The organism is Erysipelothrix sp. strain 2 (EsS2-7-Brazil) (assembly GCF_016617655.1).
Taxonomy (GTDB): Bacteria; Bacillota_I; Bacilli_A; order Erysipelotrichales; family Erysipelotrichaceae; genus Erysipelothrix; species Erysipelothrix piscisicarius.
This window is the reverse complement of record NZ_SCFT01000015.1, coordinates 1-21,688: the sequence shown is the minus strand read 5'-3', so window position 1 is coordinate 21,688 and position 21,688 is coordinate 1. Positions and strand designations below refer to the sequence as shown.

Genomic DNA, 21,688 nt, shown 5'->3' with positions numbered 1-21,688 from the left:
AGTGATGAATTGGCATAAACAAAGTCTAAATATAGCGATTGAACCTACACAGGAAAAGGATTTAAAGAACCTCCAGCAGTTATGGGCTGACCCTGAAATAATGCATCATGTTGGCTTTGAGTCGGGATTGTTGCTAGATGATGAAGCCATGCAACGATGGTACAAACAGATTCATTTAAATCACAATTCAGTTCATTTTAGTGTATATCAAAACCATGACTATGTCGGGGAACTCTTCTATCGGGTCGTTGATACTTATGCGCAACTTGATATTAAACTGTACAATCGTTTTCATGTGGGTGGTTACGCATTAAGTTGGCTCATTCATGAAGTGTTTAAAAAGACATCATGTACCCATGTATATGTTGATCCAAGTCCACAAAATCATCGTGCCATTCACCTCTATCAGTCTTTGGGGTTTATTGCTGTGGATCCACCCGAAGGGTATCGTCCAAGTCAATGGGTGCTTGCCCTAACACGAAAACAGTTTAAACCGAAACAAAGTTTTATTGAATCGAAACTTCAGCTAAGACCGTTTCGCCATACAGATTTACCGCGTATTTGGGAGTTGTCAGCGAAAGAGCCGCATTATGCGTGGTGTGATTTGGATGCACCTTATTTTGAGGAATACCAACAAAAGTCTTTACGTGAATTTCTTGAGAACGAAGCACCTTTCTACCTCAACAATCCCCGCACCCGGGTAATCTTATATGATGATGTGATTATTGGTCGGACTTCCTTGTACTGGCAAGATCAACGTACGCGTTGGATGAATAGTGGTTTTGATCTTTTTGATGAATCTTTTTGGTCTAAAGGAATTGGGACCGTAGTAATGAAACTATTAATTCATGAAGCGTTTTTATTTTATGAAATCGAACGCATTGGATTTGTGACATGGTCTGGAAATATCGGGATGCAGCGTATTGGTGACAAATTGGGTATGAACCGCGAAGCAGTGATAAAAAAAGCCCGCTATTATCAAGGTGTTTACTATGATTCGGTATCCTATGGAATAACTCGATCACAATGGAAGTTAAGGCATCATGAACGGTATCAGACATGTGTGTGGCCCGCACATCAAAGCCTTGAATGCATAACAAAAATTCAAGCGTGCTTTCCAACGCATACATTGAGTGAAACACAGCGTTTCATTACAATCGCATCGTCCCAATCAATCCTAGGTTATTTAGCTTACAATTTTGAGTGTGAGACCCAAATGATGATACAGTGCTTCGAAAGCCTTGAAAGTGTGCGTGACGATTTATTGATAAAAATAATGATTGATTGCGCAGAACAGATTGCAATATACCATCAAATTCCTTATATTATTATTGAATCCACGATCGATAGGGCCCTTGATGGGTTTAAAACGATCAACATTAACGATAAACGCTTTCAAATTAAAACGACGCATCACAATGAATCAAGGAGTTAATGAAATGTATACAATCACAATCATAAGTCATCATGATATTCCCAACCTACTCGATTGTTTTGATCCGACATGGTGTGTGAAGACTATCCATACGTTTCCACTTCAATCAGAGGATACGGATTGCTTCCTCGTGGATATAGATTATTGTGATCACGATGGTGCAGCCCTCATCCCATGGCTTAAGGAAAATTATCACAAACCTATTGTCATCGTAACAACACGGTACCGTCCGAAGCGAACGCTCGAACTTTTAGTCCAAGGGGCGCAAGACTATATTGTTGAGCCCTACAATTGTGAGGTGATCCTTGAGCGTATCACCACGTTAATTAATGAGTATAAAAAAAGAAAACACATCTAATGATGTGTTTTCTTTACGCCTTCTTTAGCATGAATCATATGTGTAATCGCCAAACATACCGGTGTCGCAATTCCGTGTTTTGCACCTAAACGGGCAATTGCTCCATTCAGATAATCAATCTCTGTTTTACGCCCTGCTGCCATATCTTGGTAGAGGGAAGGATAATGATTGCCGGCTTTTTGTGGATCGTAGACGGCTTCAATTTTAGCGACTAAAGCATCCTTATCCAAAAGAATCCCTTCAGCATTGGCAACCGCAATGACTTCATCCACAACTAAGTCAGTAAGAATACGATTGTTTTCATAATGACCGTATTCCGCTACGTTGCAATCGATTAAGGTACAATATGTATTGAGTACGGAGTTTAATGCAACTTTATTCCAGATTGATTGTTTCACATCATCGCTGTAAACAACATTAAGTCCAGCTTGGTTTAAGGTCTCAAGGAGTGTTTTATTAAAGGGTGATTGGGTTTGATGAACTTGTTGGAGTTCAATAGCACCGGACCCAACTGCATCAACAATTCCAGGGCCACCAAGACCTGAAGTCCATACGGTTACCCCTAAAAAGATATTTTCTTGAGGAACATATCGTTCAATAACCTCAACATTTCCCAATCCATTCAATAAACAGATTACGCGTGTGTTGTCGGTAATAACGTGTTTGATGTCTTGCATCATAGCATCAAGATGCATCGCTTTGGTAAAGACAAAGACAAGATCAAAGGTTCCTTCGACTTGACTTGGTGAAACCGCTGGAATCTGAACAAAGCCTTCATCGACGCCATCAATAATCATCTTGAGTCCGTGTTCATTGATTGCATCACGATGTGCTTGCCATCCATCCGCAAAAACAATTTCATTACCACTACGGTGCAATAGGGCACCAAAGCGCGCACCCATGGCACCCGCACCTGCAAATAATATTTTCATTACAATTTCCTCTTACTTTCACAAGTATTGTAACATCATCTTAGAAAATATGAGAAAGACGTGCACATAAAAAGCAGCCGACGGACTCAGCTGCTTTTTAAATAAGGACTAGACGACAGTTTTCTCCACATGTGAAGGAGGATAGCCAAATAAATGCTTAAATATTTTGGTAAAATAAGAAGTTGAATTATAGCCACAGGCTTTAGCAACCTCGCCCACACGTAGGTTTGACTCGCTTAAGAGTTCATAAGCATAATGACATCGTACCTCATTGAGGTAGTTGTTGATTGTCGTATCGGTCTCTTCTTTAAAAAGACGACAGTAATAAAACTTACTGATTCCAATATCACGACAAATTTGATCAAGTGTAAGTTCCTCTTTATAATTTTTATGCATATACTGAATGCCTTGTTTTACGATATCAATTTTTGAATGTTTGCGATCAGTATGAACGGGAACGCGTGGTTGATATTTAACCAGCATGTCAAAGAGGGAATAGGTTAAAGGATTTAGAGATGATGTTGCATCATTAAGACTCGCATCGTACTCAAGCGAAATTACATGTAAAATGGCTACAAGTTCTTGCCTAAGTGAGAGTGTTTCAAACTGTTTATGTTCCAAATCCAGATTAAAATTTTCCGGATAACGATGATCAATGATATAACGATCAAGTGTTATGCCTTCTGTTTTTGGTACAATTCGTCGTGTTTGCCCAGGATTTATAAAGACGACCGTGTCTTTCATTGCGGTAAAGACCTCATCTTCAATATTAATCTCACACAGACCGGTTTTGACTAAAATAATTTCAAAGTCATTATGCCAATAAAAGGCATTGGTTGCAGTTGAAAGATCAAATTCGCAATGTTCCACAATTAATGGCGAATCTGCACGACTAAAACTATAATGTTCGAAATAAAGATTATTCATACCCTAGCACCCCTAAACAATTCTTTATATATCATTATCTTATATTTTCAGTATAGACTTGCTTTTATTAAGTGTCAAGTAAACGCTTACAAATTTCAGAGTGTTCACAATAAATGCGTAGTATATTATCTATATTAGCGGTAAATTGGCTTATTTTGTCCTTTATTGGATTCATTTCACAAATTAAACATCTCTTAAAAAGATAGAAATCTTGCTTAAAAAAAACCAAATCAAACGATTTGGTTAAAATGTTGAGGTGAGGTAGGCAATTCCAAGGTCGATGGTCGCTTGAATGGCTTCTTCATGTGTCCGTTCAAAGCTGTGTGATGCATCAACGCCGGGACCAATCAGTCCTGCTTTAAAATCATATCCTGCACGTAATGCAGCCGAAGCATCGGAGCCATAGTAAGGATAGATATCAATCTTATAAGGAATTTTGTTTTGTGAAGCAAGGGCAACAAGACGTTTGCGAAGGTCATAATCATAAGGACCACTACTATCTTTCGCACAGATTGTCACTGAAAATTCGTCTGATGTTTGACCTTGTCCAGGTGCAGCCATATCGACTGCGATGAATTCAAATGTTTTTTCGGGAATTGCGGCACTTGATCCATGTCCAACCTCTTCAAATGTAGAGATAAAGAAATTGGTTGTGTAGGTTGGTTTTGTTTTTGTGGATACAAAATGTTCAGCCATACCAAATAAAGCAATGACACACGCCTTATCATCCAGGTGACGGGATTTGATAAAGCCGCTCTCAGTTACTTGACAACGTGGATCTAAATGAACATAGTCTCCAACATTAATGCCTAAAGCAATAACATCATCATATGTTTTAACTTTTTCATCGATACGAACATCTAAGTTCTTTTGAGTCCGCTCTGTTGTGGATGTCAGTGATCCGTGTACATGAGAGGATGCGACATTTGTAAGAATTGTTCCAGAATAAAAACGGCCCGATAGCGTTTCAATTGCGACATGTTCGCCTTCAATCGTTGCCCATGCATAACCACCTAATTGGGTAAGACGAAGTTTACCATCGGATGTAATCTCTTTAACAAGACATCCCAAGGTATCTACATGTGCGGATAACGTAACTTCTTTATCGGTACAGTCACCCTCTAATGTGGCAATCAGTGCACCTTTAACGGTTCGATAAGTTTTAAGGCCTAATGATTGGAAGCGTTTCTCACAGAATAATACAGCTTCTTCAGTATTTCCAGTAGGACTTTTAATGTTTAAAAGTGTTTCTAAATCATGGATTAGATGTTTCATAAGTGTCTCCTTTATATTACAAGTATTATGCCATAGATGATGTTTTAAGCATAGGTTATCCATAAAAAAAGAGCATAAACTACGCTCTAAATTACAAATCCAATAATCATGACTGTTGTTTCTTGACTGGGATCAAAATATTCATACCGTTCCAAAACAACTTTAGGTTGACGTTCTGCTTCAATGACATTTGCTTGTTTTAAATGATTCCAAGCGAAATCAACAAGTGGTGTTTCAAAGAGTTCACCATTGCGTGTTGACCCCTCAATAAAGACGTTCACAAGGACGCCATTCGGTAAATCATAACACTCATAAGATTTTGGTACCGGTGCATCACGTTTAAAAATTTGTCCAATCCAATATGCATCATCTTCCGCAATAAGACCAATGGGTGAGGCATAATGTGGTGCACACTCTTTCATAACATCCTCAAATAAATCAGCTTCAAACCATGTCTTCCATTGATTTTGATACATACCATTTTCCTGATCTGCTTCTGTATAGCGTTTGCCAATTAATTTTAAGGAATGATGTACAATTTCATTTTCCAACTCAACAACCTTCAACATACGTTCCATCTCCAATCTCTTGAGATTATCATACGCTACATAAAGCAGACCTTCAATTATTATTTTTGGTTTTGAGATGCGAGTGTTATAATATATGGAGGAGTGTGATCGCTATGAAAGATTCAAAAAAAATCATGATTTGGTCGGTAGAAATTATCGTATGTGCAATCTTTTTTATGATTTTCGACTTGGAAGTAAAGATTACGGGAATCGTTGTAATTTTATTTGTATTTATAATGTTGAATGAACACTTTCTTTATGGGTTATTGGGTCTAAAAGATAAAGATCACAAATAGCGTTGTGGGTTGAGTGGCATTTTAAATTTCTTGTGTTTTAAGCAATCTTGTGTTAATCTCATATATCAAAGAGGTGATTTTATGGGAACAATCGTAACAATCGGTGGGGGCACCGATGTATTTGGAAGTGCACCCGCGATCGAAAAGGAATTAATCGCAATGACCGGAAAGAAGGAGCCACGCGTGCTTGTGTTACCGACTGCGAGCTCAGATCGTGTTGAATATATCGAGGCGCTCACGCAACGATTTGAAGCGCTTGGGTGTGTTGTAGACGTTTTAAAACTTGTGTCGGAGTCTCCATCTCAAGCTGTCATTCAGTATAAATTATTAAATACCGATTTAATTTATGTTGGTGGTGGGGATACTCGTATGATGATTAAAGTATGGCGTCAACGGGGTGTTGATCATGTGTTAAAAGATGCGTATCACCGTGGAATTATCCTCGCAGGTCTTAGTGCAGGGTCCAATTGCTGGTACCAATACAGTCATAGTGATTCAGAGTCCTTTGATAATAAGGAAGATTGGAAATTCATCATGACATCAGGTCTTGGTTTTATTCAAGCAGTTCATGTACCACACTATAATGAACCAGGTCGTGAGACATTTGATGCATTTTATAAAGCGTATCCATCTGTACCAGGGATTGCGTTGGAGAATGGGGTTGCGATGATTTACGAAGGATCGAAAGCACATATTCTTAAAGAACATAATCACTGTAAAGCGTATGTTTTGACGCATGTTGATGGTACGATTCAAAAGCATGAAATTCATGAAGATGACGTCTTGGAAATTGAATTGAATCTTTAAAAAATAAACAGTTGGTGTTTCGTTTGGAACCGCCAACTGTTTTTGCTTGAACATAAAAAAACCACTCGAAAGTGGTGTAATAAACTCAATGGTGCTCCGTCACGGGCTCGAACCGTGGACCCACTGATTAAGAGTCAGTTGCTCTACCGACTGAGCTAACGGAGCGTTTGCCTTTATATTATAACGCTATGATTTTTAAATTCAATAAAAACTTTAATTTTTTTCAAAAACATCAAACTTGAATGCGAAAATCATATATCATATAATTGAAAGAGTTTGAAGGAGATATCTATGAAAGAAACGGATGCATTAATAATTGGCAAGGGACCTGCGGGGATTCAAGCTGCCGTATATCTTAAACGTGGGAATGTAAACACAACGGTTATTGGTAAAGATTTAGGCGCAAGTGAAACGGCACGGGATGTGGATAATTTCTACGGATTCACCTCAATTGGTGGTGTTGAATTGGTTCAACGTGGGATTGATCAAGCCATTGAGTTGGGCATTGAAGTTGTGACGGATGAAGTGTTGTCCATTGGTTTTGATGGAGTAACTTATGTTGTTGAAACGATTCATGAGACGTATAAAGCCATCAGTGTGTTGTTAGCGACGGGGTCTCATCGAAACATTCCAAGAATTCGTAAGATCCGTAATTATAATGGACGTGGTGTTTCATATTGTGCAGTATGCGATGCATTTTTCTATCGCGGTAAAACGGTTGCCGTGGTTGGAAGTGCTGAGTATGCAGCTCATGAAGCAGCGGAACTTGTAGAGGTAGCATCGAAAGTCTATGTATTGACCAATGGTGAGCCAATCACAGGAACTTTTGATGACCGTTGTATTATCCTCGAAGAAAAAGTAAAGACCGTGGTTGGTGAGGAAAAGGTTTCGGGCGTGGAAATGGAATCAGGTATCTTAGAATTGGATGGTATCTTTGTTGCCATTGGTTCTGCTACCAGCACCGATCTCGCAAATAAATTAGGTCTAGGTGTTGAAAATGGTCGGATTCTTGTTAATGAGAATATGGAAACGAATATGCCAGGGTTGTATGCCGCAGGAGATTGTACGTTTGGGGTCCAACAAATTGCGAAAGCTGTAGGGGATGGTTGTATTGCCGGGATGAACATGATCAGTTATATCCGTGGGATTAAACGGGGTTTGACGGCGTGATTCAGATTTTCGCATCGGATTATGACGGCACCCTCTTTCGAAATTCAACGGTAAGTCACGACGACCTTGAGGCCATTAGGACATTTCGAGCATTGGGAAATAAGTTTGGAATTGTCACAGGCCGTACGATTCATTCCATTCAGTCTGAGATTGAAGCCTATAATATTCCGGTTGATTTTATTGTCGGGATTAATGGGGGTGTCGTGTTAACCCATGATCACCAAGAAATTTTTATCAGTGATTTAGATCAATCTGTGGTGGATGCCATGATTGAGGATTTGAAAGCCTTTGAGGTTTCTTTCTATGGTGTCAATGATGGGTACCGGTTAAGTCGCGTTGTGTTGGATGCATCCGCCCATTCTATGGTCCCAAATATCCCGCTTACCGATTTAGATGTTTTAAAACAAGAACGTGGTGTTCAGGCATTGTATGTTGTGACATCATCACCAAGGCAAGCCTTAGCACTTACCAATCATATTAATCAACATTATGGTGCGTTGCATGTTGAGGCGAGTCAGAATGTTTGTGCTGTGGATATTGGAGCTCACGGGATTTCAAAAGCAACCGGACTTCAAAAGATAATCGATTACTATGACTACAAAGGGCCCATCTACACGATGGGGGATAGTTATAATGATGTTCCAATGCTTAAAGCATTTCAGGGGTTTGTAATTTCTACGGGAGAAGCCTTGGTAAAAGAAATGGGTGTAGCACATTATTCTAGCGTTGGTGACGCACTCTCCACACTTTTTAATAAAAAATAGCGAAACAAGCATGATTGCTTGTTTTTTCTATGTTTAAAGCGATAAAAACTGTTATTATAAAGGACGAAGAGGGGAATTCTATGAAGATTTATAAGAGGTTTCAGATGCTTCTTGGCTTTATTGTGTTTTTGGCCGGAGCAATTCTAGCTTTAGGTGCATGTTTTTATTTCCTCGCACCAGGAAAACTTGAAATATCAATTCAAATGCATGGATTGGGACTGATGGTGATGATCTTAGGATTTATGATCAGCGGTGAATTAACCAAACTTGGTCAAAAATATGAAATTTGTATGTGCATTCCAGGACAAATTTTACTTGCGTTAGCGTCTTTATCCGTAATTATGTGGATTTTATCCTATCCTGTTTTGCGTGTTTTTGATCTCTATTACATCTATATGGGACTGCTTATTGTCTGGAGTATTGGACTGGGGATTTTAAGTTGGTGGCGTTGGCCAGGAAAGTGTGTTCGTCCTAAACGACCTGTTAAACAACAAACACATTTTACTGAAGAACAAGCATTTCGTAATGCCCTTGAAACCCAGTCATATCAAACGATGTGTCAGATTTCAAAAATTCTTGATGTGCAACGGGGGGTTGAGGACCAAGCAAAGCTTGTGAAGCCCTTGCGTATGGATACATGCATTCAACATGTTTTTGGTCACAGTTTAAACTTTGATTCGTATGAACATTTTTTAAAAGGGTTGGATGTTCGCTATTTAATTACCTTGACCCAATGGATGTTAGATCCTTCAGATTGGAATCGATTAAACAAGGAGATCGAAAATGATCGTTATAACTTTAACGGTCCAAAGAGTATGTTTGATAACCGTTTCTTAGAAATTCATCGTTTAAGTGATTATTTACTCAATGAAACGATTGAATTGCCAGAAGGAGCACCGAATTTTTTCCGTACAACACGGGTTAATACTGTCTTTGTGACAATTGCAAGTGCCGTTGCGATTTCAAAACTTTTATTCTTTGAGCGCATTGCAGTAAGCTTAGACACACGTCATCCATTGTATAAAATGCTTTCAGAAGCATGTTTTAAAACGGATTCCGTTGTCGGGGTGTATCAGGAGACGGTTGAAACGTATGCACTGGATCCCTTGCCTGGGATTCGTGATCGATTTGAATACCGGTATCTCGTGAATGATTTTTACCATAGTAAATATGATCAAGACGGCCGTTCAATTTTTAATGATGTGGTTGTAGATCCAGATAAGAGCCTTCACGACACCATTTGTTATTGGTTGGAACACTATGCAAAACATCCTGAGCAGGCACACCAAAGCATTACGCGTCCGATTATGCATGCATGCATTCGAAGAGGGGTAGGAATCGAAAGCACTAAATCAAGAGATATTATTTGGATTTTAAGACAACTGGGAAACTATGAAGCGTACTTTAACGATTATCAATTAAAATATGCAGATACGTTTCAAGCCTTCGAAGAAGAAAAGGAACGCGATCAATCTTTAAATCTTGCATGTGCTCATATTAAAACGGATTTACAGTTTTATCAGTATACCAAAGATTTGTTAAGTAAGTTTTGTTATACCGTATTGGGACGTGACCAGGAAGTGAATCCATCCGAGATGGTTCTTTACCGAGCGGATGGGTTTACCTACTATGTTCGCATTTTATACATGACCTCTCGAGTGGACCAACAATCCATTATGGATGGCTTGTCATCACCCTACTGGGATCGCGTTGATGCCCGGGTAATTCTTTCCAATGCGGACTATACTCCAGAAGCACGAGATCTTGCGGAAACGCATCACGTTCAATTATTAAATGGGAAAGATTTAGGCGTAATCAAACATTATGCGACACGTAAGAAACGCATTCATGATTTGGATATTATTAAGCGCTTAGGTGACTTAGAAACAGTTTAATCAAAAAGTGGCGATGCAAAAGAATGGCATCGCCACTTTTTGACGTTTTGGGGTTGTGGTTTGATCAATCGTAACGTATAATATGAATACATGAACAACTGCTCATATGAAAGGATAACACTTATGGATCAAAAAGAATTGGAACACCACGAAATTAAAGCACTTCAAGAAACACTCTTAGCGGAAGAAGAATATACAGATTTATCGATGTTGTTTAAAATGTTTGCAGACCCGACACGTTTGCGTATCTTTACCATCTTGTCTCAAGAAACGGTTTGTGTTGATGACTTAGCGGCAATCTTGGGGATGACCCAATCTGCAGTATCACATCAGTTGGCTTCACTTCGAAAGATGAATCTTGTAAGAAGTTCAAAAGTTGGGAAAAATGCATACTATCACTTGGCGGATAGTCACGTAATGCAAATCTTCAGTCAAGCACTGGATCACGTAAAGGAGTAAATCATGAAAACAATTAAAGAAGTTAAATTTGAATTGGAAGGGTTACATTGTGCGGATTGTGCCGGTAAAATTGAACGCGAACTTCAAAAGCAAGACTATATCGAAGATGCTCGTGTTGATGTAGTTTTGGGAAAAGCAAAGCTCAAAATTAAAGAAGGTATTGACGTGGATGATGCGTTTGTAAAGAATGTAACCAATTCCATCCAGAGTATTGAGAACATCGGTGTCACCTTAGAAGGGGGCCTTCAAGAACATCCCCACGATGACCATAAAGGCCATAATCACGATCATGAGGATGCGGGCATGTCACCATTTATTTGGCTGGGAGGACTCATAATTCTTTTACGTCTCTTTATCGATGCAAGTTGGTTAAACGTTTTAACCATTGCGGTGTATTTTGTCGTTGGATGGCCAGTACTCAAAGCATTTGTAAGTGGTTTATCACGAAAACAATTTTTTGATGAAAATGTCTTAATGTCGGTAGCGACACTTGGTGCATTGGCCATTGGGGAATACGGAGAAGCCTTGGGTGTTATGGTTTTCTATAGTGTTGGGGAATATTTCCAACATAAAGCCGTTGATGATTCCCGTGCTTCCATTAAAGCATTATTGAATAAACGTCCTCAGTTTGCACGTAAACTTGTAGATGGTGTTGAGGAAATCGTCGCGTGTGAAATGGTTCAGATTGGGGATCGCATTCGCATTAATCCTTCAGATCAGGTTCCTCTAGACGGTCGTGTCGTTGCAGGAAATACAACATTTGATATGTCGTCACTCACGGGTGAATCGATGCCCGAAAATATTTTTGAAGGGGATACGATTCTCTCGGGGTCCATTAACCTTTCATCTCCAATTGAAGTGGAAGTAACGAAAGAATATTCAAATTCCACAATCTCGAAGATGTTGACACTGATTGAAGCATCTTCCGATAATAAAGCGAAAACAGAAATCTTTATGACGAAATTCTCGCGTATTTATACTCCAATTGTATTTGTACTTGCCCTTGTGATTATGCTTTATGTGGGGATTACAACTGGCGTTGCATATGATGGGATTTATCGGGGTCTTGTATTCTTAGTCATTAGTTGTCCTTGTGCCTTAGTCTTGTCCATTCCACTTGGTTATTTTGCGGGTATCGGACGAGCAAGTAAATCAGGTATCTTAATTAAAGGTGGCGAATCGATTGAAGCTCTTGCAGCCGTCGATGGTGTGGTCTTTGATAAGACCGGAACTCTTACAAAAGGGGAACTTGTAGTTACAGACGTTCAAGGTCGTGATGATGTTTTAGAAATTGCAGCACATTTAGAATCGTATTCAAACCACCCGATTGGGAAAGCGATTGTGGGTGCATACGACAAACCGGTGAATTTAGATCGTGTTACGGATGTTAAGGAAGTTTTTGGTAAGGGGATTCGAGGCCTTTGGGATGGTGATCCGGTCTTTGTAGGATCGCTTAAAAATGTCAAAGAAGAAGGGTATGATGTCAGTCTTTATGAAACTGATATGACATCCGTTCTGGTTGTTTTAAATGATGTATTAATTGGTGGCATAGAATTGGATGATACACTTCGTGATGACAGTAAGCAGTTAATTGAAGATTTACACAAACGTCATATTTTCAGCGTCATGTTAAGTGGAGACCGTCAAAGCGTTGTGGATCGCGTTGCGAAAGAGATGGGGATTGATGTTGCATATGGGGAATTACTTCCAGAAGATAAAGTTTCTCAATTTTCAAAAATAAAAGCACAACGCAATGCAACTTTAGCGTATGCAGGTGATGGTATGAATGATGCTGCGGTGTTGGGATTGAGTGATGTCGGATTTTCAATGGGTGCGGTTGGAAATGATCTTGCGATTGAATATTCTGATGTTGTGTTGGTCAATGACAACCCTCATCAAATTCTAGAAACGATTGATATTGCAAAGAAAACGCAACGCATTACGTATATGAATATTATTCTCATTATGGTTATCAAAATATTAGTATTAGTCCTTGGAAGTTTAGGGCTTGCGAAAATGTGGATGGCAGTTATTGCGGATGTGGGTGTAAGCATTCTTGCAGTTCTGAATGCAATGCGCATTATGCACGTTAAACGTTAGTCAAAACCAAAAAACATGAATCAAAGCATTCATGTTTTTTTTACGAAAAATATAAAGATAAAGTTTGGATTTTAAATCACCGTTTGCGTAGCGGTGTGATTAATTGTAAGCATTTTTCATGAAAAATATCATATATTTACATTTTATGAAACAAAGGTTATAATATCACCAGTAGAGAGATAAGGATGATGTACATGCAGGAATTATTAAACAATGGTTATTTTTGGCAGAAAATCGATTCACTCGTTTTATCAACAAATGTAGTAATTTCTCAAGTCAAAGGGTCTCACCATCCTAAGTATATGAATATGGTGTATCCTGTTGATTATGGGTATCTTGAAGACACAGATCAAATCAAGGTATTCAAAGGAAGTTTAAAACGTTCAAGTGCAGACGCTGTGATGATTGTCGCGGATATTTTAAAGAGAGATTTAGAAGTGAAACTTTTATGGGGTTGTACTGAAGCGGAAGAACTTGAAACCATTCGTTTTATTAACCAAACGGATTATCAAAAAGGGATTTTAGTTCGACGTGGCAATGTGTTACCGGAATGGGCAATGACTGACTAAACTACACCCTGTGTAGTTTTTCTTATGTCATCATGAATTGAAATGAAACGATTTAACGTATAATATGTATCGTGTACATCACCAATGCAAACGATGGTGCAGATTATGGAAAATAAGGAGGACTGATCATGGGTCGTAAATCACGTGAGAAGAAAAACCGTGTTCCGGGGGAACATGTGAGTAAGAAACAGTTAAAACAGGCAAGTGTTAAAGAAGCTCAAGCAAATGAAAAGTCAGAAATTGCTTCGCTTGCATTAAGCATTGCTTCATTAATTTTTGTGTTTATTGGAGTATTCACGAAGCAACAATGGTATTTATACATTGCGATGGCTTGTGTCTTGGTATCGCTTGTTCTTAAATATCTTGGAAAACGTCGCAAATCATAATTTAGGACGATTGGAAAACTGGGAGACCAGTTTTTTTTTGCTTTTTGTGTGAATGGATTATGAAGCTTATTGTTGAACTTTGCTATGATTTTCACAAAGTAAGGTTCTTTTTGGTTGTTTTATGCTTTAATTTGTATTATTCTGCGGTTTTGTACTTTGAAACACTCGTCAAGAAAATAGGATGATGATTATAATAGTACCTGTAAGTAGCTACTACAATAAATGAGGTGATTCAATGGAAAAAGCTGTTTCATTGTTGAAGAGTTTAAACTTTTCAGAATCAGAGTCAAAAGTCTATTTGACGCTTTTACAAAACAATCCAATGACAGGATATGAAGCCAGTAAATTATCAGGGGTAGCCCGTTCTAAGGTGTATAACATACTCGAGAGCCTTAGAGATAAGGGTGCTGTATTGGTTTCTAAACAAACAGATCCGGTGCATTACAGTGCTGTGGATATTCAAGAGGTCATTGATAATTTTAAATATCAAATGAATGATCGTCTTGGTGATGTTTCGGATGAATTACAACGTTTTAGTCATAAAATTGAATCAACGGAGTTATGGAGTTTAAAAGGTTATGAAAATGTCTTTAATCGCTGTCGTCGTTTGATTCATGAAGCAAAATCAACCGTTTTGTTACAAGTTTGGAAAGAGGATTTACCGCTAATCTATGATGAACTTAAACAATTCGAGGCACGATCTGGAAATCTTGTTGTGATTCTTTACAGCAAGGATAAGAACTATGAGGTCGATTTAAAACACGTTTACGCTCATGGTTTTGAGGAAGCGATGTTAGCGGAAAACCGTGGTTGTCGATGGATTAATCTTGTTGTGGATGATGAAGCACTCATCTTTGGTCATATAGAGCCACAAAATGTAGAGGTCTTGTGGACAAAAGCACCCAGCATGGTGTTTTTAGCCAAAGAGAATGTACGTCATGATGCGTATTGCTTAAGATTGATTGATGCGTTAGATGAAGAAGCGAAGAAAGAATTTGGACCCGACTTACTCAAAATAAAAACACTATTCTAAGGGAGAAAACATTATGTTAGGAATAATTTTAGGAGCCATCGTTTTAATTAACGGGACCTTCTTAGTGAAATTTGTTATGGACTTATTAGCACACCGTGAAGAAACAAAAGCAGAACCCGCACCAACTGTTGGTCTCGCTATTTCATCGTTTATTATGTTCTTTTTATCAACATTTGGAATTTCAGACTTTGCGATTTCAACGGTCTTGTATCGTAAATTAAAGTGGGTGGATGATAAACGCTTACCTGGTACATTAAATACACAATGTGTGTTACCCGTAGCAGTTATGGCATTATCATACATCTCTGGAATTCAAGTCGATCTTACTACATTACTTGTATGTATTGGAGCACAAATTTTAGGTGCTTATGTCGGACCACGCTTTGTTGTGAAACTACCCGTTGAATTGATTCGTAAATTTATCGGTATTGGTCTTGTGATTGCATCAACCTTAATTGTTGCAGGTAAAATGAATATTATTCCATCAGGTGGAACGGCTACGGGACTTTATGGCGTGAAACTTGTTGTGACTGCAATTTTAATCTTTATCTTTGGCGCTTTAAATAATATTGGTATTGGTTCTTATGCACTAACAATGGTTACGGTTTATGGAATGGGTCTGAACCCAGGGGTTGCATTCCCAATTATGATGGGTGCTGCGACATTCTCAGTTCCTGTTGGAAGCATGCAATTTATTAAATTTGGTGAATACAGCCGTAAGATTACATTATTCACGTCAACACTTGGTGTTTTAGGGGTTCTTATAGCAGTTTTCCTTGTGAAGTCGTTAGATGTAAGTATGTTACAATGGCTTGTAGCGGGAATTCTTCTCTATAGTGGAGCAAGCATGATTTATGAAGAGTTCTTTAAATCAAAAAAAATGGTAGAAGCAAACTAGGAGGCTATGATGTTAGTTATTAGTAAGAGTGATATCGAAAATGTATTTTCAATGAAAGAAGCCATTGAAGCGGATAAAGAAGCGTTACGCATGTATACAGAAGGTGGTACCACAGTACCCCTTCGTACAAATATTGATGCGAAAAATGGGCAAAACTTATTTATGCCTGCTTATGTTTCAGAGTTGAATACTACAGGAATTAAAATTGTTTCTGTATTCCCAAATAATCCAAGTCTTGGAAAACCAGCAGTACCTGCACAAATGGTGCTACTTGATGGGGAAACGGGAGAAGTTTGTGCCATGTTGGATGGTACTTATTTAACACAATTAAGAACGGGTGCTGTTCAAGGTGCTGCAACGGATTACCTTGCATGTGCTGATGCGAAAGAAGCGGTTTTAATTGGAGCAGGTGGACAAGCGGAATCTCAACTTGAAGCAATGCTTGTTGTTCGTGATTTAGACCGTGTGGGTGTTGTGGATCTTAACCGTGAATTTGCGGAAAAATTTGTAGCACGCATGAATGAAAAATTTGCGTCATACAATACTGAAATTTATTTAGTTGAAGATGTTGATGCAGCCATTTCAAATGCGGATATTATTACTGCAGTTACAACATCAAAACGTCCTGTATTTGATGGTTCCCTTGTGAAACCAGGCGCTCACGTTAATGGTGTGGGTGCGTATACTTCAGAAATGAAAGAAGTTCCTGTTGAAGCGATTGCGAAAGCAGATGTTGTTGTGGTTGATACCTTTGATGGTGTCTTTGCAGAAGCTGGGGATGTTTTGAGTGCCTTGGAACAAAATCTTAAAACAAAAGAAGATTTTGTGGAGATGGGGACTTTAGCACTTGACGGTTCAAAAGGACGTCAACGTGATGATCAAATTACATTCTTTAAATCTGTGGGGACTGCAGTTCTTGATGTTGTTGTGGCACATAAGATTTATGAAAAAGCACGCGAACTAGGAATTGGTACTGAAATTTAATTACGGTACGTTTCGATGTATACAAATGAAAAACCCTTATCCATGTTTCTTGGATAAGGGTTTTTCATTTCTGGTAGGCCCCTGATTTATTTCAACTTAAAGTTAAGGTATGATTTAAAAGTATTTTTAGGGTGAATCTTGGTTAGCGTTCATTTATGAATGGACACAGTTGTTTTACCCAAACCATCATTTCACTTTCCTTTTCGTGTCCATAAAGGACTGCCATGCATTCAAAGATACGAAAGCATGTTCGCGCCTTCAATGTTCGTTATCACTTAACAATGAGGCTATTATGCGTCCTCGCGTTGATTTAAAAACAACTGTGTCTTTCAAAATGTATTAATGAGCCCCTTGAGGGATGATTGGTTTTTTAGAATCTTTAAAGATTTGATGCACGTACGCTCTTGACTGTGGTTTTCCCTCCAAAAGATCAGGGGTGATAAAATAACCGGCAACCGATTCCGCAAAGGCTTCGTAAGTATTTGTGGAGCCATAGGTGCCATCTTGCCATTCATTCAAATAAATCTGTTCCCATTCTGTTGTGTCATGCGCCCCGGTGGCAAATCCGTATAAATGAGCCATCTCATGATACATGCTTTCTGTATCCATAATCATCCAATCTTGAAGCAAATATATATAAGGTTCATGTGGCATTACATAAGCATAGGACCCTTCTGGAACTTCATGGTAACCACGACGAAACGCATAGAAATATTGGCGTAGTTTGGTTGGCATGCCCGCAATCATAGGATGAGATAAATCGGGCATGTCGCCATGGTAATTATAATTGATGCCATAGGATGAAATATCTTCGTACTCTAAATTTGGATTGGAATTTGAATCAGAATCTTCGCCCGAATCCGTTTCCTCAAGGACGTCTTCTTCAACAGAGCGAGTGTCAACGACACTGATGTTTTGGTAGCGCCGTAAAAGTTCGGGTACGACCACGTTTTCAAGGTGCTCAACTTCTAAGACATCCGATCCAATCGATGCTTCGGTTTTTGAATACTGTTTTGTTTCTTTGTGGCAACCACTTAATAAAAGGAGTAAGCAAAGTGTAAAAAGTGTTGGTTTCATAGATCCCCCTTGAAAGCAATAAAACGCCTGGTACGGCGTTTTAAAATAATGTATGAATTGCGTTATAAATACCGTTATCTAAAATATCGGTTGTGACATAGTCCGCTGCTTCTTTAACATGTTCAGGGGCATTACCCATGGCAACCCCAATTGCAGCCATTTCAAGCATGGTTAGATCATTGGCGGCATCGCCAAATGCGATCACCTCATCCCATGTTAAACCGAGACGATCTAAAACAATTCCAATTCCCGCGATTTTACCCGCACGGATTGAATAAATATCATAGGCATCAGCATACGCTTTCGCATAATGTCCATCCGGACATAATGCTTTTGAAGCTTCAATAAGGGATTCATCACCCATTAAAAAGAGACCCATAGGGACTTCATCACCTTCTTCAATTGACTGAGCGTGTGTGTAGTCCACAAGAATGTCTTGTTTTTCACTGCCTTGCATATATACCGTTTGAAATATTTCAAGATTACGGTAGACACGCATATCATGTTGCATTTTCATAGCAAGGCCAATATCGTGGTGATTGCAGTAGTCAATGATTGCATTGACTTCACTGCGCACCATTGGCACATTAAAAATTACATCCTTATTATGATCATAAACACATGCACCATTAATGGTGACATAGTAATCCGGATTAATGGTTTCGTGGATATCATCATGAATGAAGTAAAAAGCACGTCCGGTTGCAATCATTACTTCGATTCCTTTCGCTTTAAGATCGTTAATTGCTTGAACTGCTGTTGATTCTATTTTGACTTTTCCGCGTTTGATGAGGGTATCATCAATGTCAAAAATCGCGAGTTTTATTTTTTTAGTTTCCATATTCATTATTTTAACACATTTCTCTTTCATATTAGCGTTCTTTTATGTATAATATACCATAAGTTTATGGAGGTAGATGAATATGATGAATGGTAAAGTAATTAAAGAAGCTTACACATTCGATGACTTGCTTTTAGTTCCTGCAAAGTCAGAAGTTGTGCCAGCTCAAGTTAAATTACAAACGCGTCTAACGGATAAAATTACACTGAACATCCCTATTGTTTCAGCTGCAATGGACACTGTTACTGAAGATGCCATGGCAATCATGCTTGCGAAATTGGGCGGTATGGGATTTGTGCATAAAAACATGCCAATTGAAGCGCAAGCGGCAATGATTAAAGCCGTTAAAGAAACTGAAGTTGAATCATCATTCGAGGATGCAAACATCGACCCACAAGGACGCCTACGTGTAGGTGCTGCAGTTGGCGTTGGCGAATCATCATTAGAACGTGTACGTGCACTTGTTGAAGCAGGTGTGGATATCGTTGCGGTTGATAGTGCTCATGGACACTCACAAGGTGTTATTGACACTGTGCGTATGATTCGTGCCGAATTCCCAGAATTAGATATTGTTGGTGGTAATATAGTTACTGCACAGGGAGCAACAGATCTAATCTATGCGGGTGCTAACGTTATTAAAGTTGGTGTTGGTCCTGGATCAATCTGTACAACACGTGTTGTAGCAGGTGTTGGGGTTCCCCAATTAACTGCTGTAAACGATGTTTACTCTGTAGCACGCCAATATGGTGTGGGTGTTATTGCCGACGGTGGTATTAAACTATCCGGAGATATTGCAAAGGCACTTGCAGCCGGTGGAAGTTGTGTTATGCTAGGTGGGTTACTTGCGGGTACTGAAGAAACACCTGGAGAAGTAATGGAAGTATTTGGTAAAAAGGTTAAAGGTTATGTTGGAATGGGATCATTAAGTGCGATGCAACGTGGTTCAAGTGATCGTTATTTCCAAGGTGGCGTTTCTGAATTGAAGAAGCTTGTACCAGAAGGTATTGAAGCGACGGTTCCTTTTAAAGGATCAATTCGTGATGTTATTTATCAAATGCTTGGTGGATTACGTTCTGGAATGGGTTACTGTGGTTGCGGAACGATTGAAGAAATGCACCAAAAAGCGCAGTTTGTGAAAATCACAGGCGCAGGACTTCGTGAAAGTCACCCTCACGATGTTGACAACGTGAAGGAGGCACCAAATTATCATGGCAAATAAGATTATTGTTTTAGACTTTGGGTCACAGTATAATCAGTTAATTGTTCGTCGTATTCGTGATTTAGGCGTATACAGTGAATTATTAGATAATGAGATTACAGCTGAAGAAATCCGCGCAGATAAAGATATCGCAGGTATCGTTTTATCCGGTGGACCCAACTCTGTGTATGCAGATAATGCATATCACATTGATCAAGAAATTTTTGAACTTGGATTACCAATTTTAGGTGTATGCTATGGTATGCAACTTATGGCACATCAAAATGGTGGTAAAGTTGAATCACATTCAAAACGTGAATACGGCTTAGCACCGATTGAAGTAAAACAAGACAACCCAATTACTCAAGGATTACCAGCATCATATAATGTTTGGATGAGCCATGGCGATCAAGTTAAAGCAGTTCCTGCTGGATTTGACGTATATGCTTCATCAGAAAATACAGACATCGTTATGATGGGGAATGATGAAAAGAAACAATATGGAATCCAATTCCATACTGAAGTACGCAATACTGAAAACGGTATTGAAATGTTAGAAAACTTTGTATTCAACGTATGTAAAGCTGAAGCAGGATGGGATATGGAGCATTTTGTTGAAGAACAAACTGCAATCATCCGTGAAAAAGTAGGTAAAGAACATGTTATCTGTGCGCTTTCAGGTGGTGTTGACTCTGCTGTTGTTGCAGCACTTCTACACCATGCAATCGGCGATCAACTCACATGTATCTTTGTAGACCATGGTCTACTCCGTAAAGGGGAAGCTGACAGTGTAGTGGAAGTATTCCAAGATCACTTTAAGATGAATTTAATCAAAGTTGATGCACAACGTCGTTTCTTAGACAAACTTGCAGGCGTTGATGACCCTGAGAAAAAACGTAAAATTATCGGTAACGAATTTATTTACGTATTCGAAGATGAAACTAAAAAACTTCGCGATGCGAAATGGTTAGCACAAGGAACTTTATATACTGATGTTATTGAATCAGGAACAAAGACCGCTCAAACAATTAAGTCACACCATAACGTTGGTGGATTACCCGAAGATATGGACTTCAAATTGATTGAGCCACTTGATACACTCTTCAAAGATGAAGTGCGTAAATTAGGACTTGTTCTTGGTTTACCAGAACATATCGTTCACCGTCAACCATTCCCAGGACCTGGAATCGCAATCCGTATTCTTGGTGCTGTCGATGAAGAAAAAATTAAAATTGTACAAGAGAGTGATTACATTCTCCGTGAAGAAATTGCGAAAGCCGGTCTTGACCGTGAAATCTGGCAATACTTTACCGTACTAACAAACTTAAGAAGTGTAGGTGTCATGGGTGATCAACGTACTTATGATTACACACTTGCAATCCGTGCCGTAACATCAATTGATGGAATGAGTGCAGACTTTGCACGTATCCCATGGGATATTCTCCAAAAAATCTCAGTTCGTATCGTAAATGAGGTTCAAGGAATTAACCGCATCGTCTATGATTGTACTTCAAAACCACCAGCAACAATTGAGTGGGAGTAGTAATACTCAAGATAAATTAAAAAACGAAAGTCCACGATTCAGTGGATTTCCTAAATTCAAATCTCAACCGCACCACCCAAGGTGCGGTTGTTTTTGTATAATAAAAGGAGCCCACCCGACTAAAAGGAGCTCCCATATGAAGTATAAACAATTAGATAAAAAAATGAAAGAC

At 38.9% G+C, this 21,688-nt stretch carries 22 protein-coding genes and 1 tRNA gene; 16 read left to right on the top strand and 7 right to left on the bottom strand.

Features of this window, described 5'->3' with window-relative positions; all coding sequences use genetic code 11:
• Positions 1-4 precede the first annotated feature (4 nt).
• A complete protein-coding gene (locus tag EPJ90_RS07220; protein ID WP_200542872.1) occupies positions 5-1,435 on the top strand; it encodes a GNAT family N-acetyltransferase in 1,431 nt (476 codons plus the stop codon).
• A gap of 4 nt (positions 1,436-1,439) precedes the next feature.
• Entirely contained in the window at positions 1,440-1,793 is a 354-nt protein-coding gene (locus EPJ90_RS07215) for a response regulator (protein ID WP_161637549.1), read from the top strand.
• On the opposite strand, the gene EPJ90_RS07210 is transcribed toward EPJ90_RS07215, so the two are convergent.
• The 4 genes from EPJ90_RS07210 to EPJ90_RS07195 all read right to left on the bottom strand — a co-directional run bounded on the left by EPJ90_RS07210 (position 1,790) and on the right by EPJ90_RS07195 (position 5,505).
• Positions 1,790-2,725, bottom strand: a complete 936-nt coding sequence (locus EPJ90_RS07210) for a ketopantoate reductase family protein (RefSeq protein WP_200542871.1) — start codon at positions 2,723-2,725, stop codon at positions 1,790-1,792. The genes EPJ90_RS07215 and EPJ90_RS07210 overlap by 4 nt on opposite strands.
• Before the next feature lie 108 nt (positions 2,726-2,833).
• Entirely contained in the window at positions 2,834-3,652 is an 819-nt protein-coding gene (locus EPJ90_RS07205) for an AraC family transcriptional regulator (protein WP_200542870.1), read from the bottom strand.
• A 243-nt stretch (positions 3,653-3,895) separates the two neighbouring features.
• Positions 3,896-4,927: a M42 family metallopeptidase gene (locus EPJ90_RS07200; protein ID WP_200542869.1), complete on the bottom strand. Its 1,032-nt coding sequence runs from the start codon at positions 4,925-4,927 to the stop codon at positions 3,896-3,898.
• 86 nt (positions 4,928-5,013) lie between these two features.
• Positions 5,014-5,505: a hypothetical protein gene (locus EPJ90_RS07195; protein WP_228410401.1), complete on the bottom strand. Its 492-nt coding sequence runs from the start codon at positions 5,503-5,505 to the stop codon at positions 5,014-5,016.
• 104 nt (positions 5,506-5,609) lie between these two features.
• Between EPJ90_RS07195 and EPJ90_RS07190 the strand changes: the two genes are divergently transcribed.
• Positions 5,610-5,792, top strand: a complete 183-nt coding sequence (locus EPJ90_RS07190; RefSeq protein ID WP_125163686.1) for a hypothetical protein — start codon at positions 5,610-5,612, stop codon at positions 5,790-5,792.
• Positions 5,793-5,873: 81 nt separating this feature from the next.
• Positions 5,874-6,599 carry a Type 1 glutamine amidotransferase-like domain-containing protein gene (locus EPJ90_RS07185; protein WP_161637545.1) on the top strand — a complete coding sequence of 242 codons (726 nt, stop codon included), beginning with the start codon at positions 5,874-5,876 and terminating at the stop codon, positions 6,597-6,599.
• A gap of 89 nt (positions 6,600-6,688) precedes the next feature.
• Here the strand turns inward: EPJ90_RS07185 and EPJ90_RS07180 are convergent.
• Positions 6,689-6,764, bottom strand: a tRNA-Lys gene (locus tag EPJ90_RS07180).
• Between the two features lie 126 nt (positions 6,765-6,890).
• On the opposite strand from EPJ90_RS07180, the gene EPJ90_RS07175 reads away from it, so the two are divergent.
• From EPJ90_RS07175 to EPJ90_RS07130, 10 genes are all read left to right on the top strand, one after another.
• Positions 6,891-7,769: an NAD(P)/FAD-dependent oxidoreductase gene (locus EPJ90_RS07175; RefSeq protein WP_161637544.1), complete on the top strand. Its 879-nt coding sequence runs from the start codon at positions 6,891-6,893 to the stop codon at positions 7,767-7,769.
• Positions 7,766-8,533 (top strand): HAD-IIB family hydrolase, encoded by a 768-nt coding sequence (locus EPJ90_RS07170; protein WP_200542868.1) that lies wholly within the window; start codon positions 7,766-7,768, stop codon positions 8,531-8,533. The genes EPJ90_RS07175 and EPJ90_RS07170 overlap by 4 nt, the downstream gene beginning before the upstream one ends.
• 80 nt (positions 8,534-8,613) lie before the next feature.
• Positions 8,614-10,428, top strand: a complete 1,815-nt coding sequence (locus tag EPJ90_RS07165) for a restriction endonuclease (RefSeq protein WP_200542867.1) — start codon at positions 8,614-8,616, stop codon at positions 10,426-10,428.
• Positions 10,429-10,551: 123 nt separating this feature from the next.
• Positions 10,552-10,887: an ArsR/SmtB family transcription factor gene (locus tag EPJ90_RS07160; protein WP_161637541.1), complete on the top strand. Its 336-nt coding sequence runs from the start codon at positions 10,552-10,554 to the stop codon at positions 10,885-10,887.
• A 3-nt stretch (positions 10,888-10,890) separates the two neighbouring features.
• Positions 10,891-12,987, top strand: coding sequence for a heavy metal translocating P-type ATPase (locus EPJ90_RS07155; protein ID WP_200542866.1), 2,097 nt, complete (start codon positions 10,891-10,893; stop codon positions 12,985-12,987).
• A gap of 194 nt (positions 12,988-13,181) precedes the next feature.
• A complete protein-coding gene (locus EPJ90_RS07150; protein WP_013853249.1) occupies positions 13,182-13,556 on the top strand; it encodes a hypothetical protein in 375 nt (124 codons plus the stop codon).
• A gap of 128 nt (positions 13,557-13,684) precedes the next feature.
• A complete protein-coding gene (locus EPJ90_RS07145) occupies positions 13,685-13,942 on the top strand; it encodes a hypothetical protein (RefSeq protein WP_125163680.1) in 258 nt (85 codons plus the stop codon).
• 235 nt (positions 13,943-14,177) lie between these two features.
• Complete coding sequence (locus EPJ90_RS07140; protein WP_161637539.1) at positions 14,178-14,975, top strand: TrmB family transcriptional regulator; 798 nt, start codon at positions 14,178-14,180, stop codon at positions 14,973-14,975.
• Positions 14,976-14,988: 13 nt separating this feature from the next.
• Positions 14,989-15,873 (top strand): sulfite exporter TauE/SafE family protein, encoded by an 885-nt coding sequence (locus EPJ90_RS07135; protein WP_161637538.1) that lies wholly within the window; start codon positions 14,989-14,991, stop codon positions 15,871-15,873.
• 9 nt (positions 15,874-15,882) lie between these two features.
• Positions 15,883-16,857 carry an ornithine cyclodeaminase family protein gene (locus EPJ90_RS07130; RefSeq protein WP_161637537.1) on the top strand — a complete coding sequence of 325 codons (975 nt, stop codon included), beginning with the start codon at positions 15,883-15,885 and terminating at the stop codon, positions 16,855-16,857.
• A gap of 339 nt (positions 16,858-17,196) precedes the next feature.
• Here the strand turns inward: EPJ90_RS07130 and EPJ90_RS07125 are convergent, their stop codons facing one another.
• Entirely contained in the window at positions 17,197-17,934 is a 738-nt protein-coding gene (locus tag EPJ90_RS07125) for a hypothetical protein (RefSeq protein ID WP_161637536.1), read from the bottom strand.
• A 40-nt stretch (positions 17,935-17,974) separates the two neighbouring features.
• On the bottom strand, positions 17,975-18,775 hold the full coding sequence (locus EPJ90_RS07120; RefSeq protein ID WP_244660397.1) for a Cof-type HAD-IIB family hydrolase: 801 nt from the start codon (positions 18,773-18,775) through the stop codon (positions 17,975-17,977).
• A gap of 82 nt (positions 18,776-18,857) precedes the next feature.
• Here EPJ90_RS07120 and guaB point away from each other — a divergent pair, with 82 nt between their 5' ends.
• The gene (guaB, locus tag EPJ90_RS07115) at positions 18,858-19,994 is read left to right on the top strand and encodes an IMP dehydrogenase (RefSeq protein ID WP_200542865.1); all 1,137 of its coding nucleotides are present in this window, start codon (positions 18,858-18,860) and stop codon (positions 19,992-19,994) included.
• Positions 19,984-21,516, top strand: coding sequence for a glutamine-hydrolyzing GMP synthase (gene guaA / locus EPJ90_RS07110; protein ID WP_200542864.1), 1,533 nt, complete (start codon positions 19,984-19,986; stop codon positions 21,514-21,516). The genes guaB and guaA overlap by 11 nt, the downstream gene beginning before the upstream one ends.
• Positions 21,517-21,688: the final 172 nt, after the last annotated feature.

Excerpts from the sequence above, each read along its gene's own strand:
- EPJ90_RS07220 (WP_200542872.1), top strand. The coding sequence starts at position 5 with ATGAATTGGCATAAACAAAGTCTAAATATAGCGATTGAACCTACACAG.
- EPJ90_RS07200 (WP_200542869.1), bottom strand. The coding sequence starts at position 4,927 with ATGAAACATCTAATCCATGATTTAGAAACACTTTTAAACATTAAAAGT.
- EPJ90_RS07215 (WP_161637549.1), top strand. The coding sequence starts at position 1,440 with ATGTATACAATCACAATCATAAGTCATCATGATATTCCCAACCTACTC.
- EPJ90_RS07160 (WP_161637541.1), top strand. The coding sequence starts at position 10,552 with ATGGATCAAAAAGAATTGGAACACCACGAAATTAAAGCACTTCAAGAA.
- EPJ90_RS07185 (WP_161637545.1), top strand. The coding sequence starts at position 5,874 with ATGGGAACAATCGTAACAATCGGTGGGGGCACCGATGTATTTGGAAGT.
- EPJ90_RS07135 (WP_161637538.1), top strand. The coding sequence starts at position 14,989 with ATGTTAGGAATAATTTTAGGAGCCATCGTTTTAATTAACGGGACCTTC.
- EPJ90_RS07125 (WP_161637536.1), bottom strand. The coding sequence starts at position 17,934 with ATGAAACCAACACTTTTTACACTTTGCTTACTCCTTTTATTAAGTGGT.
- EPJ90_RS07145 (WP_125163680.1), top strand. The coding sequence starts at position 13,685 with ATGGGTCGTAAATCACGTGAGAAGAAAAACCGTGTTCCGGGGGAACAT.
- guaB (WP_200542865.1), top strand. The coding sequence starts at position 18,858 with ATGATGAATGGTAAAGTAATTAAAGAAGCTTACACATTCGATGACTTG.
- guaA (WP_200542864.1), top strand. The coding sequence starts at position 19,984 with ATGGCAAATAAGATTATTGTTTTAGACTTTGGGTCACAGTATAATCAG.
- EPJ90_RS07210 (WP_200542871.1), bottom strand. The coding sequence starts at position 2,725 with ATGAAAATATTATTTGCAGGTGCGGGTGCCATGGGTGCGCGCTTTGGT.
- EPJ90_RS07165 (WP_200542867.1), top strand. The coding sequence starts at position 8,614 with ATGAAGATTTATAAGAGGTTTCAGATGCTTCTTGGCTTTATTGTGTTT.
- EPJ90_RS07150 (WP_013853249.1), top strand. The coding sequence starts at position 13,182 with ATGCAGGAATTATTAAACAATGGTTATTTTTGGCAGAAAATCGATTCA.
- EPJ90_RS07205 (WP_200542870.1), bottom strand. The coding sequence starts at position 3,652 with ATGAATAATCTTTATTTCGAACATTATAGTTTTAGTCGTGCAGATTCG.
- EPJ90_RS07130 (WP_161637537.1), top strand. The coding sequence starts at position 15,883 with ATGTTAGTTATTAGTAAGAGTGATATCGAAAATGTATTTTCAATGAAA.
- EPJ90_RS07155 (WP_200542866.1), top strand. The coding sequence starts at position 10,891 with ATGAAAACAATTAAAGAAGTTAAATTTGAATTGGAAGGGTTACATTGT.
- EPJ90_RS07120 (WP_244660397.1), bottom strand. The coding sequence starts at position 18,775 with ATGGAAACTAAAAAAATAAAACTCGCGATTTTTGACATTGATGATACC.
- EPJ90_RS07195 (WP_228410401.1), bottom strand. The coding sequence starts at position 5,505 with ATGGAACGTATGTTGAAGGTTGTTGAGTTGGAAAATGAAATTGTACAT.
- EPJ90_RS07190 (WP_125163686.1), top strand. The coding sequence starts at position 5,610 with ATGAAAGATTCAAAAAAAATCATGATTTGGTCGGTAGAAATTATCGTA.
- EPJ90_RS07175 (WP_161637544.1), top strand. The coding sequence starts at position 6,891 with ATGAAAGAAACGGATGCATTAATAATTGGCAAGGGACCTGCGGGGATT.
- EPJ90_RS07140 (WP_161637539.1), top strand. The coding sequence starts at position 14,178 with ATGGAAAAAGCTGTTTCATTGTTGAAGAGTTTAAACTTTTCAGAATCA.